The organism is Pseudokineococcus basanitobsidens (assembly GCF_037482545.1).
In the GTDB taxonomy this organism is placed as follows: domain Bacteria; phylum Actinomycetota; class Actinomycetes; order Actinomycetales; family Quadrisphaeraceae; genus Pseudokineococcus; species Pseudokineococcus basanitobsidens.
On record NZ_JBBIAA010000010.1, the window covers coordinates 69,279 to 81,620 of the forward strand.

The following is a 12,342-nucleotide window of genomic DNA, read 5'->3' on the forward strand; positions in this document are numbered from 1 at the left end:
TTCAGGGACGACGGACGACGAGCCGGTCGTGCCAGGCGAGGGCGCTGACGTCGGTGAGCGCGGCCACCTGGTCGACGACGACGCGCAGACGCTCGGCGTCGCCGGTCGCGGCCACGAGGTCGGCGGCGTAGGTGGGCTCGAAGGCCTCCGGGCCCCGCTCGCGCAGGACGGCGACGAGCTCGGCGACCACCTCGCGCTGGCGCACGTACTCGGGCTGGCGGTCGTCCGCCTCCATGACGAACAGCGCCGCGAGACCCTTGAGCGCGGCGATCTCGGCCTGCGTCCCGGCGGGCACGACGACGTCCGCGGCGTACCGCACGAGCGGCCGGCGCCCGTAGGCCTCCTGCGTCGCCCGCCGCGCGGCGTCGACGAAGCGGCCGACGAGCTGGCTGGTCATGTCCTTGAGCGCGGCGAGCGAGGCCCGGCCCCGGTCGACCGTGCCCGGCCACTGCGGCGAGGCGGCCAGCCGCTGCAGGCCCTCGGCGACCGCCGCGGCGTCGAGGCCGTGCCAGCGCTCCGCCAGCTCGGCGACGCGGCGGCGCTGCCCCGGGTCGGCGACGACGCCGAGGTCGAGCCGTCCGGCGACCACGGCGTCCTCGACGTCGTGGACGCTGTAGGCGACGTCGTCGGCGAGGTCCATGACCTGCGCCTCGAGGCAGCGGCGCATCGGCGGCGCGCCCGCGCGCAGCCAGCCGAACACCTCGTCGTCGCCGTCCGGGCCGGCGTAGACGCCGTACTTGCCGCTGCCGGGCGTGCCCGTCCCCTCCCGGCCCCCGGTGGGGGGCCCGGTGGTGGGCCCGGTGGTGGGCCCGGTGGTGGGCCCGGTCGTCACGCCCGGCGCCTCGCCGGAGTGCCACGGGTACTTCACGACGGCGTCGAGGCTCGCGCGGGTGAGGTTGAGCCCGCCGCTGCGCCCGCTCGCCGCGTCGACGACCTTCGGCTCGAGGCGGGTGAGGAGCCGCAGCGTCTGCGCGTTGCCCTCGAAGCCGCCGACGTCCGCGGCGGCCTCGGCCAGGGCCCGCTCGCCGTTGTGCCCGAACGGCGGGTGCCCGAGGTCGTGCGCGAGGCAGGCGGTGTCGACGACGTCGGGGTCGCAGCCCAGCGACGACGCGAGCTCCCGGCCCACCTGGGCCACCTCGAGGCTGTGCGTCAGCCGCGTGCGGGCGAAGTCGTCGGTGCCGGGCCCGACCACCTGCGTCTTGCCCCCGAGGCGCCGCAGCGCCGAGGAGTGCAGCACCCGCGCCCGGTCCCGTGCGAAGTCGCCGCGGACGGCGCTCTTCGGCGGCTCGGGCAGGCGGCGCGCGCGGTCGTGCAGCCCGTAGCCGGGGACGCCCGCGTCGTCGGGGCGGACGGCGCCGGCGCTCGGCCGCCTGCCGGCGGGGACGCTCACCCGCCGGAGACCGACGCCTCGGCGTCGGCGACCATCCGCGCCGCCTCGCCCGTCAGCTCCCGGCTCGAGAGCCACTCGTGCGGCAGCGCGACCCGCTTGGTCGCCGCGGTGCGCCCCCGGGGGCCCTCGGCGTCGTCACCGGGCCAGGGGGCGTCGCGGTCCAGCTCGGAGAGCACCTCGCCGAGCTCCTCCAGCGTCGGCACGAGCGCCAGGCGGCGGCGCAGGTCCGAGCCCACGGGGAACCCCTTGAGGTACCAGGCGACGTGCTTGCGGATGTCCCGGCACGCCTTGTCCTCGTCCGGCCCGTCCGGTCCGCCGTGCTCCTCGGCGAGCAGGACGGCGTGCCGCTGGAGCATGTCCGCGACCTCGCCGAGGGTCGGCCGCACCCGCTCCGGACGGCCGGCGAGGGCGGCGGCGAGGTCCGCGAACAGCCAGGGACGACCGAGGCACCCGCGCCCGACGACGACGCCGTCGCAGCCGGTCTCGGTGACCATCCGGACGGCGTCCTCCCCCGACCAGACGTCCCCGTTGCCGAGGACGGGCACCGACGTCACCGCCTCCTTCAGCCGGGCGATGCGGCTCCAGTCGGCCTCGCCGGAGTAGTACTGCTCGGCCGTGCGGGCGTGCAGGGCCACGGCGGCGGCGCCCTCCGCCTCGGCGGCACGCCCGGCCTCGAGGTAGGTGACGTGCTCGGCGTCGATGCCGACCCGCATCTTGACGGTGACGGGGATGCCCGCGGGCTCCGCGGCGCGGACCGCCTCGCGGACGACGGCCGCGAACAGCGAGCTCTTCCACGGCAGCGCCGCGCCACCGCCTCGACGGGTGACCTTGGCGACGGGGCAGCCGAAGTTCAGGTCGACGTGGTCGGCCAGGTCGTCCTCGACGAGCACGCGCACCGCGGCCGCCACGGTCCTCGGCTCGACGCCGTAGACCTGGGTGCTGCGCAGCGGGACGCCGGGCGCGTGCCGGACGAGGCGCAGCGACTCCGGGGTGCGCTCGACCAGCGCGCGCGAGGTCACCATCTCGGAGACGAAGACGCCCTCGCCGCCGGCGGCGCCCATCTGCTCCCGGCACAGGGTCCGGTACGCCTCGCCGGTGACGCCGGCCATGGGGGCGAGGACCACGGGGGTCCGCACCTCGTGCGGGCCGATGCGGAGCGAGGACGGGACCCCGGCCGGACGGCCGCCGGTGGCCGAGGACGGGGCTCGCGCGGCGGCGGGGGCCGCCGGCGCTGGTGCGGTCAGGGCGTTCACCCCTCCATCGTCGCAGCCGTGCGCAGCCGCCGGGGCGACGTCCCCCACGGCGCGCGGCGGCCGCCTCCTCGCCGTGGGGCACGGACCGTCGCCGGGACACCCCACGCGTCCCGGACCTGTGCCACGGTTCCCCGCACACCGGACATCCCCGGTGGCAGCCCCGACCGCAGGAGCTCCCGTGCCCCCTCGTCCCCGCCGGCGCGCCGCCGCCCGCGCAGGTGTCGGCGGCGTCGCCGTCGCCGTCCTCCTGACCACCGCCCCCGGCGCCACGGCGGCGCCCGCCGACGCACCCGCGCCGTCCTCGCGCGCCCAGGACGTCCCCGCCGACGCCCCGGCGTTCCTGCGGGGCGAGCTGGGGGGCGCGCCGGGCCGCGCCGTGGCCGAGCAACGCCGCCCGGCCGTCGCCGCCGCACCCTCCGCCGTCGGCGAGGGCCCCACCAGCTACCCGCAGCAGCCCGACCTGCGCGTCTACCCGGACGAGCCGGCGGACGCCTCGATCGCCCGCGGCGCGCTGCCCTACGACGAGATCGCGCCCCGGCTGCAGGCCCTCATGGCGAGCAGCGACTACGTCTCCGCGGAGGTCGTCGGGACCTCGACGCAGGGCCGCGAGCTGCTCCTCGTCACGCTCACGGCGCCGGAGACGCAGGCGCAGACCGCCCGGCAGACGGCCTGGCGCGAGGAGATCAAGCAGGACCCGGAGGCGGCGGCGGCCGACGCCGACCTCGCCGCGGGCTACAAGACCCCGATCTGGTTCAACGCCAACATCCACGGCAACGAGTGGGAGGGCACCGACGCCGGCCTGCGGTGGATGGAGGACCTGGTCGGCCGCGCCGAGGCGGGGGACGCCGACGCCGTCACGACGCTCGCCGGCAGCCGGCTGTACCTCACCGTCACGAACAACCCCGACGGGAGGGTGGCGGGCCAGCGCCGCACGGCCCAAGACCTCGACGCGAACCGCGACTTCATCACGAACGAGACCCCGGAGACGCGCGCGGTCCGCGACCTCGCCGGTCGCCTGCAGCCGCTCTTCTTCAGCGACGTCCACGGCTACACCTCCGTCCTGCAGGTGGAGCCGTGCGGCCCGCCGCACGGCGAGAACTACGACTACGACCTCTTCCTCCCGCACGCGTACGCCTCCGCGCTGCGGATCGAGGCCGACGTCGTCGCCGCCGACATCGAGGGCAACACCTACCGCGCGCAGGACGGGTCGGTGACGACCGAGAACACGGGGCGCATCCAGATCCCCTACCGCGACATCCGGTCCGGGTGGGACGACTGGCCCCCCATCTTCACCGCGCAGTACGTCGCCTTCCAGGGCGCCGTGACCTCGACCGTCGAGCTGCCGCTGGGCCGCGTCGACACCTCGACCGCCGAGGGCCGCGCCGAGAGCGCCCGGCGCACCGGCGTCAACGTGCAGGTGGCCCTCCAGGTGCTCACCTCGACGACGGACTACGCCACGGAGAACGCGGCGGAGCTGCTCGCGAACCAGGTCGAGGTCTTCCGTCGCGGCAGCGCGGGCGAGCCGCTGCGCGAGATCGGCCCGGACCCCGACCCCACGACGGTGCCCGGCCCCGACCAGTGGGCCGAGGTGTGGGACGAGACGGACGTCTACTCCACGACCTTCCCCGAGGCCTACGTCATCCCGACCGGGGACGGCCAGCGGTCGGCGACCTCCGCCGCCCGGCTCGTCGACCAGCTCCTGCGCCACGGCGTCGAGGTCGGACGGACGGTGCGCAGCTACCGCGTCGACGGCGAGACGTACCCGCGCGGCAGCTACCTCGTCGACATGGAGCAGCCGCTGCGCGGCATGGCCAACGTCCTGCTCGCCGAGGGCAGCGACATCTCCGACCGGGTGCCGAGCATGTACGACGTCTCGGCGTGGAGCCTCGCCGACCTCTGGGGCGCCGACGTCGACGTCGTCGAGGACCTGCCGGGGACGGGGCGCACCCCGACCGTGCTGGCCCGGCCCGTGACGCGGGCGCTGCCGACCGGGGACGTGCCGCCGACCCCGCGCGGCACCGACCTGCGGCTGGAGCTGACGGGGACGGCCGAGGTCCGGGCCCTCAACGCCCTGCTCGCCGACGGCGTCCCCGTGGGACTGCTGCCGGACGGGTCGGCCGTCCTCGACCGCAGCCGGCGCGACGCGGCGCGCGCCGTCGCGGCGTCCGAGGGCGTCGCGTTCACGCCGACCCCGGACGTCACGCCCGGCTCGGCCGACGTGCCGCTCCAGCGCCCGCTGCGCCTGGCGTACACGACGACGTCCTCGGTCGACGGCGCCGGCGAGGACCTCCTCTCGCTGGAGGAGCTCGGCTACGCCGACCCGGTACGGGTCACGGCCGCCTCGCTCGCGGACGGGACGAGCGACCTCGACGACGTCGACGCGCTCTGGGTCGGCGCGCCGCTGGGGCGCGGCGCGCTGCCCGCCGCGGCGCTCGCCGAGCTCCGGGCGTTCGTCGCCGGGGGCGGGGACCTCGTGGGGACGGGGACGGCGGCCGCGGCGCTGGCCGAGCAGCTCGGCTACCTCGACGTGACGGCGGTGGCGGGCAACCGCTCCGGCAACGGCGTCGTCGCGGTCGAGACGCCGGAGGGCGGCCTCCTCGACGGGTACGCCGAGGACCGCGCCTTCGTCTACGCGCCGGTGCACTTCACCGACCTCGCGGCCGGGACCGTCGCCGAGCAGACCTACGCCGAGGACCCCCTCGTCGCGGGCCACTGGCGGGCGCTGGGCGACGGCACGGGCGGTCCGGCCGCGGCCGCCGGGCAGGCGTCCGTCGTCTCGGGGACCAGCGCCGGCGGCGGGCGGGCCGTCGTCTTCGGCACCTACCCGACCTTCCGCGTGCACCCGGTCGGCATGCTCGACGACGTCGCCCGGGCGCTGGGGAGCGCGACCCGCTGACCCTCGGGCACTCCCGCCCACGCCGGTCGCGACGGCCCCGAGCACAGCGCCCGGGGCCGTCGCCGTCCCCCGCGACGACGCGTCCGGGCCGTGCCGACGAGGCGCTCAAGGTCCTCCCCCGCCGTGCCGATGCCCCCCGGGTGGCGTCCTCCCCTGCCGCCCGGCCCACCGCCGCCCGACCCGCCGCCGCCCGGCCCGCCGCCGCGCGACGGCGGCTCGGCGCCTTCCGGCGGCTGGCCCTCGCGATGGCGGCGCTCGGGCTCCTCGTGGGCCTGGTGTTCCCCGCCTTCACCCTGCTGCTCGGGGTCCCCCCGGAGAGCACCCACACCCCCACCTTCCGCCTGGCCTGCCTCGGCGCCGGGCTCGCGCTGGCGCTCGCCAACCTCGTGCTCGCCCGCCGCGTCGTCGGACGACGCCTGGCGGTGCTGGCGGCGGCGCTGCAGGACGTGTCCCGCACCGTCGGCGAGCGCGGGGGGACGGACGGCGACGGACGCAGCCGCTGGGCCGCGCTCGCACCCGACGTGTGCGCCGACGCCGACCTCGGCCCGACGGCGGACGCCTTCTCGGCGCTGCTCACGGCCCTGGAGCGCGAGGAGCACTTCCGCGCCGCCGTGCGGGGCACCGGCGACGCGACCGTCCTCGTCTCGGCCGACGGGACGGTCACCTTCGCCTCGGACGCCGTCCGCGCCCTGACGGGGTGGCCCCCCTCGGCCGCGGTCGGTCGTCAGCTCGTCCGGCTCGTCCACCCCGACGACGCCACCGCCCTCGCCGGCCTCCTCGGCGGGCCCGAGGCCGGGCGGCCCGCGCGGTGCGTCGTCCGCGTCCGCCACCGCCGTCGTGGCGGCGAGGACGGCTGGGTCCACCTCGAGGTGAGCGCCTCGGGAGGTGGCCCCGGCCAAGGGGAGGAGCGGGGCCAGGAGGAGGTCCTCGTCGGCCGGGACGTGACCGAGCGGCTGCGCCTCGAGCGGCGCCTCGAGCACCAGGCGCACCACGACCACCTCACGGGCCTGCCCAACCGGGCGGCCCTCCTCACGCGCGGCGGCGCCCTGCTGGCGCAGGCGCCGGAGCGCCCGCTGGCGGTGCTGCTGTGCGACCTCGACCGCTTCAAGGAGGTCAACGACACCCTCGGGCACGACTACGGCGACCGGCTGCTGCAGCAGGTCGGGCCCCGGCTGCGCGGCGCGCTCGGCGAGGACGACGTCCTCGCGCGCCTGGGGGGCGACGAGTTCGCCGTCCTCCTGCCCGGCGCCTCGCCGCAGGAGGCGCACGCCACGGGGGTCCGCCTCCGGGAGGCCCTCGCGGCCGCCTTCCCCGTCGACGGGCTCGCCCTGGACGTGGACGCCAGCATCGGCGTGTCGCACGTCGACCGGGCGCCGGACGGCCTCACGCCGGAGGAGGCCGTCGGCGCCCTCCTGCGCAGCGCGGACGTCGCCATGTACGCCGCCAAGGAGCGGGCGAGCGGGGTCGAGCCCTACCGCCGCGACGCCGACGTCCACGACCGCAGCCGCCTCGTCCTGCTGTCGGACTTCCGCCGTGCCCTCGCCTCGGAACAGCTGCTCCTGCACTACCAGCCGCAGGTCCGCGTGCGGGACGGCCGGCTCGTGGGCCTCGAGGCGCTCGTGCGCTGGCAGCACCCGGTGCGGGGACTGCTGGCCCCAGCCGAGTTCCTGCCCCTCGTGGAGACCACCGGCCTGGTGGAGCAGCTCACGGACGTGGTGCTCGACCTGGCCCTGGCGCAGGTCCGGCGGTGGGTGGAGGCGGGCACCCCCGTGCCGGTGGCGGTCACCCTCTCGGCGCGCTCGGTGCACCGCGCCGACCTGCCCGGCCGCGTCACCGCCGCGCTCGCCCGCCACGGCGTCGACGCCGGCCTCCTGCGGCTCGAGATCACCGAGAGCGCCCTCGTCCTCGACCCCGGGCGCGCCCGCGAGGTCCTCGACCGCCTCGCCGGCGCCGGTGTCCGTCTGTCCCTGGACGACGTCGGGACCGGCTACGCCTCCGTGCTGAGCCTGACGCGGCTCCCCGTGGACGAGCTGAAGGTGGACCGCAGCCTCGTCTCCACCATGACGACGCGCGAGGAGGACGCCGCGCTCGTGCGCTCGGCGGTCGCGCTGGGCCACGACCTCGGCCTGCGGGTGGTCGCCGAGGGCGTCGACGGGGCGGAGACGCTCCTCGCGCTCGAGCGCCTCGGCTGCGACGTCGCCCAGGGCCTGCACTGCGGGCGGCCCGCGGCCGCCCGGGACGTCACCGACCTCCTGCGGGCCGCGCCCCCGTCACGAGCCCGCGCCGACGTCGGCCTCCCGGCGTCCGCGGGGCCGGCTCAGCAGCCGACGAGCCTGCTCGCGAGGTAGCCCTCCACCTGGTCGAGCGCGACGCGCGTCTGCGTCATGGCGTCACGGTCGCGGACCGTGACGGCCTGGTCGTCCAGGGTGTCGAAGTCGACCGTCAGGCAGAAGGGCGTGCCGATCTCGTCCTGGCGGCGGTAGCGGCGGCCGATGGCGCCCGCGTCGTCGAAGTCGACGTTCCAGTGCCGGCGCAGGGCCGCCGCGAGGTCGCGGGCCTTCGGCGACAGGGCCTCGCCGCGGGACAGCGGCAGCACGGCCGCCTTGACCGGCGCGAGCCGCGGGTCGAGCCGCAGCACGACCCGCTTGTCGACCCCGCCCTTGGCGTTGGGGGCCTCGTCCTCGGAGTAGGCGTCGACGAGGAAGGCCATGAGCGAGCGGGTCAGGCCGGCCGCCGGCTCGATGACGTACGGCGTCCAGCGCTCGCCCTTCGCCTGGTCGAAGTAGGACAGGTCCGTGCCCGAGTGCTCGGAGTGCGTCCGCAGGTCGAAGTCCGTGCGGTTGGCGACGCCCTCGAGCTCGCCCCACTCCGAGCCCGTGAAGCCGAAGCGGTACTCGATGTCGACCGTGCGGGTGGAGTAGTGGGACAGCTTCTCCGCCGGGTGCTCGTAGTGCCGCAGGTTCTCCCGCGCCACCCCCAGGTCGACGTACCAGTCCGTGCGGGTGTCGATCCAGTACTGGTGCCACTGCGCGTCGGTGCCGGGCTCGACGAAGAACTCCATCTCCATCTGCTCGAACTCGCGGGTGCGGAAGATGAAGTTGCCGGGCGTGATCTCGTTGCGGAAGGACTTGCCGATCTGCCCGATGCCGAAGGGCGGCTTCCGGCGCGAGGAGCCCATGACGTTGGCGAAGTTCACGAAGATGCCCTGCGCGGTCTCGGGTCGCAGGTAGTGCAGCCCGGACTCGTCCTCGACGGCCCCGAGGTGGGTCTTCAGCATCATGTTGAAGTCGCGCGGCTCCGTCCAGGCGCCGCGGGTGCCGCAGTTCGGGCACGTGATGTCCGCGAGCCCCTCCGGCGCCCGGCCCTTCTTCTCCTCGTAGGCCTCCTCGAGGTGGTCGGCGCGGAAGCGGCGGTGGCAGGACTGGCACTCGGTCAGCGGGTCCGTGAAGACGCCGACGTGGCCGGAGGCGACCCACGTCTCGCGCGGGAGGATGACGGAGGAGTCGAGGCCGACGACGTCGTCGCGGCCCGTCACGACGGCCTTCCACCACTGCCGCTTGATGTTCTCCTTCAGCTCCACGCCGAGGGGCCCGTAGTCCCAGGCCGACCGGGTGCCCCCGTAGATCTCGCCGCTCGGGTACACGAAGCCCCGGCGCTTGCAGAGGCTGACGACGGTGTCGATCCGGGAGGGTGCGGCCACGCTGGTTCGCTCCGGGGGTCTGGAGGAGGGGCGGCGTCCCGCGCCCGGGGGGCGTGCGGGTCCGCCGCACCGGGCTGGTCCGCCCGGACGGTCCCGGCGAGGGTATCGGCCGGACGCCGGGACGCCGACGGCCCGCGTTGACGAGAACGGCTCTCACAGGTGAGAATCGTCCTCATGCCCAGCACGCCCCGCACCGCGTCCCTGCTCGCCCTGCCGCTCGCGAGCGCCCTGCTGCTGACCTCCTGCGGCTCCGACGCCGCGGCGGGCGGGGGCGGCAGCCCGGGCGGCGGCGGGACCGACGGGTCCGACGGCGCGCGGGTGCAGGTGGCCGCGAGCTTCTACCCGCTGCAGTGGGTCACTCAGGCGATCGCGGGTGACCGCGCCGACGTCACGTCGCTCACGGCCCCCGGCGTGGAGCCGCACGACCTCGAGCTCTCCCCCCAGGAGGTCGGTGAGGCCGTCGACGCCGACGTGCTCGTCACGCTCGGCGGCTTCCAGGGTGCCGTCGACGCGGCCGCCGAGGAGCGCGGCGACGCCCCCGTCGTCGACGTCGCCCCCGCCGCCGACCTGGAGGAGACCCCCGGCACCCCTGCGGGCGGGCCCTCCGGCGACGAGCACGAGCACGAGGGCGGGGCCTCCGACGCCGAGGAGGAGCACGAGCACGGCCTCGAGGAGGACCCGCACTTCTGGCTCGACCCGGTGCGGATGTCCTCCGTGGCCGCAGCCGTCGCGGACGGGCTCTCCGCGGCCGACCCGGACGGGGCCAGCACCTACGCCGCGGGCCTCGCGGGGGTGCAGGAGGAGCTCACCGCCCTCGACGACGAGTACTCCACCGGGCTGGCGACCTGCGCCAGCCGTGACCTCGTCACCTCCCACCAGGCGTTCGGCTACCTCGCCGAGCGCTACGACCTCGAGCAGCGCGGCGTCAGCGGCATCGGCGGCGAGGCGGAGCCCACCCCCGCGCGCCTCGCCGAGGTCGCCGACTTCGTCCGCGCGCACGACGTGAGCACCATCTACACCGAGACGCTGCTGAGCCCCGCGGTCGCCGAGACCGTCGCCGACGAGACGGGCGCGAGCACGGCCGTCCTCGACACCCTCGAGGGGCTCACGGACGCCTCCCCCGGCGACGACTACCCGAGCGTCATGCGCGCCGACCTCCAGACGCTGCGCGAGGGCCAGGGCTGCTCGTGACGGGGACGGGCAGGATGCAGCCGTGAGCGAGCCCTCGACCTCCGCGCCGCTGCTCCGCCTGCGGGGCGCGTCGTTCGGCTACGGCGAGCGCGTCGTCGTCACCGGCGTGGACCTGGAGGTCCACCGGGGCGAGCGCGTCGCCCTGCTCGGCAGCAACGGGTCCGGGAAGACGACGCTGCTGCGCGGCGTGCTCGGCCTCGCCGCGCGCACCGGCGGCACCGTCGAGGTCGGCGGTGAGCCGGCGCCGTCGCGCCGCAGCCGGCGTCGCACCGGGTACGTGCCGCAGGGGATGTCGGTCGGCGGGGGCATCCCGACGACGGTCCGCGAGGTCGTCGCCACCGGGCGGCTGCCCCTGCGCCGCCCGTGGCGGCCGGCCGGGCGGGCCGACCACGCCGCCGTCCACCGGGCGCTGGAGGCCGTCGACATGGCCGACCACGCCCGCGAGGACGTCACGGAGCTCTCCGGGGGGCAGCAGCGTCGGGTCCTCATCGCCCGGGCCCTCGCCGCGGAGCCCGACCTCCTGGTGCTCGACGAGCCGCTCGCCGGGGTCGACGCGGCGAGCGCGGGCGCGCTGGCCGGCACCCTCGCCGCCCTCGCCGACCACGAGGTCACGATCCTCGTCGTCACCCACGAGGTCGGCCCGCTCGCCGACGTCGTCGACCGCGCGCTCGTGCTCTCGCACGGGCGGCTCGTCCACGACGGGCCGCTCGTGCCCGGGCTCCTCGGGGCGTCCGACGACCTGGACCCCGCGGCCGCGACGGCGACGACCCGCCGCGCGGAGGGGCAGGCCGACGGCGCCGACCCCCTGCGCCACCAGCACGTCCACCACCGCGACGAGGTCGAGGGGCGGGCCGGACGGGGCTGGGTCGACCACCCGGACACCCGCCCGGTCGCGGTGGGCGCCGACGAGCACCCGGAGCGCCACCGTGCCTGAGGTCCTGCAGTACGGCTTCATGGTGCGCGCGCTCGTCGCCGCCCTGCTCGTGGGCCTCGCCGCCCCCGCGGTGGGGGTCTTCCTCGTGCAGCGACGGCTCTCGCTCATCGGCGACGGCATGGGGCACGTGGCCCTGACCGGCGTCGCCCTGGGGCTGCTGACGGGCCGGGCGCCGGTCGCCGTGGCCCTCGTCGTCACCGTCGTCGCCGCCGTCGGCGTCGAGCTCCTGCGCCGGTACGGGCGCGCGGGCGGCGACGTCGTCCTCGCCGTCCTGTTCTACGGCGGCATCGCGGGCGGCGTCGTCCTGGTCGCGCGGGCGGACGGGTCGGCCGCGACGCTCAACACCTACCTGTTCGGCGCCATCACGACGACGTCGGCGCAGGACCTGCGCGTCTTCGGCGTGCTGGCGGCCGTCGTGCTGCTCGCCACGCTCGGCCTCGGTCGCCGCCTCGCCGCCGTCAGCAGCGACGAGGAGCACGCCCGGGCGTCCGGGCTGCCCGTCACGGGGCTCAACGTCCTGCTGGCGGTGCTGACCGCGGTGACGGTCGTGCTCTCGATGCGCGTCGTCGGGCTGCTGCTCATCAGCGCGCTGATGATCCTGCCGGTCGCCGTCGCGCAGCAGACGTGCCGGAGCTTCCGCACCACGACGGCGGCGGCGATGGTCGTCGGCGTGGCGACGAGCGTCGTCGGCGTCGTGACGTCGTACTACGGCGACACGCCCTCCGGAGGGACGATCGTCCTCTACCTCATCGCCCTGTTCGTCGTCGCGGCGGCGGGCTCGGCCCTGCTGCGCGCCGCCCGCCACCGCGGCCACCGGCGCTCGGCCCGCGCCGCGGGGGCCGGGGCCGCGGCCGGGCCGGACGTGTCCGTGGCCCGGTCGGGCGGTCCGGCATCATCGGACCCCGGGGGGACGGCCGTGTCGTCCTCCCCCTCCCTGCTCGCACCAGGCAGCAGCCCCCGGGAAGGAGCGTGAGAGCC

Annotated in this window: 8 protein-coding genes; 5 read left to right on the plus strand and 3 right to left on the minus strand. The window is 76.8% G+C overall.

Translation table 11 applies throughout. The features are described from left to right. Position 1: 1 nt before the first annotated feature. A complete protein-coding gene (locus WDZ17_RS10425) occupies positions 2-1,390 on the minus strand; it encodes a deoxyguanosinetriphosphate triphosphohydrolase (RefSeq protein WP_339575087.1) in 1,389 nt (462 codons plus the stop codon). Beyond that, positions 1,387-2,643 carry a tRNA dihydrouridine synthase DusB gene (gene dusB, locus WDZ17_RS10430; protein WP_339575088.1) on the minus strand — a complete coding sequence of 419 codons (1,257 nt, stop codon included), beginning with the start codon at positions 2,641-2,643 and terminating at the stop codon, positions 1,387-1,389. The genes WDZ17_RS10425 and dusB overlap by 4 nt, the downstream gene beginning before the upstream one ends. A gap of 178 nt (positions 2,644-2,821) precedes the next feature. Between dusB and WDZ17_RS10435 the strand changes: the two genes are divergently transcribed. Both WDZ17_RS10435 and WDZ17_RS10440 read left to right on the plus strand, forming a co-directional pair. Further along, positions 2,822-5,539 (plus strand): M14 family zinc carboxypeptidase, encoded by a 2,718-nt coding sequence (locus WDZ17_RS10435; RefSeq protein WP_339575089.1) that lies wholly within the window; start codon positions 2,822-2,824, stop codon positions 5,537-5,539. A gap of 140 nt (positions 5,540-5,679) precedes the next feature. After that, positions 5,680-7,887, plus strand: a complete 2,208-nt coding sequence (locus tag WDZ17_RS10440) for a putative bifunctional diguanylate cyclase/phosphodiesterase (RefSeq protein ID WP_339575090.1) — start codon at positions 5,680-5,682, stop codon at positions 7,885-7,887. On the opposite strand, the gene WDZ17_RS10445 is transcribed toward WDZ17_RS10440, so the two are convergent. After that, positions 7,857-9,239, minus strand: a complete 1,383-nt coding sequence (locus WDZ17_RS10445; RefSeq protein ID WP_339575091.1) for a glycine--tRNA ligase — start codon at positions 9,237-9,239, stop codon at positions 7,857-7,859. The two genes, WDZ17_RS10440 and WDZ17_RS10445, sit on opposite strands and share 31 nt — an antisense overlap. A gap of 174 nt (positions 9,240-9,413) precedes the next feature. On the opposite strand from WDZ17_RS10445, the gene WDZ17_RS10450 reads away from it, so the two are divergent. The 3 genes from WDZ17_RS10450 to WDZ17_RS10460 are packed head-to-tail and all read left to right on the plus strand — an operon-like array spanning position 9,414 to position 12,337. Beyond that, positions 9,414-10,430, plus strand: a complete 1,017-nt coding sequence (locus WDZ17_RS10450; protein WP_339575092.1) for a metal ABC transporter substrate-binding protein — start codon at positions 9,414-9,416, stop codon at positions 10,428-10,430. Positions 10,431-10,452: 22 nt separating this feature from the next. Then, positions 10,453-11,364: a metal ABC transporter ATP-binding protein gene (locus WDZ17_RS10455; protein WP_339575093.1), complete on the plus strand. Its 912-nt coding sequence runs from the start codon at positions 10,453-10,455 to the stop codon at positions 11,362-11,364. Between the two features lie 19 nt (positions 11,365-11,383). Further along, positions 11,384-12,337, plus strand: a complete 954-nt coding sequence (locus WDZ17_RS10460) for a metal ABC transporter permease (protein WP_422631945.1) — start codon at positions 11,384-11,386, stop codon at positions 12,335-12,337. The last annotated feature ends 5 nt before the right edge of the window (positions 12,338-12,342 follow it).

What these genes read in the sequence shown, in the direction of transcription:
- WDZ17_RS10460 (WP_422631945.1), top strand. Translation starts at nt 11,384, where the DNA reads ATGGTGCGCGCGCTCGTCGCCGCCCTGCTCGTGGGCCTCGCCGCCCCC.
- WDZ17_RS10450 (WP_339575092.1), top strand. Translation starts at nt 9,414, where the DNA reads ATGCCCAGCACGCCCCGCACCGCGTCCCTGCTCGCCCTGCCGCTCGCG.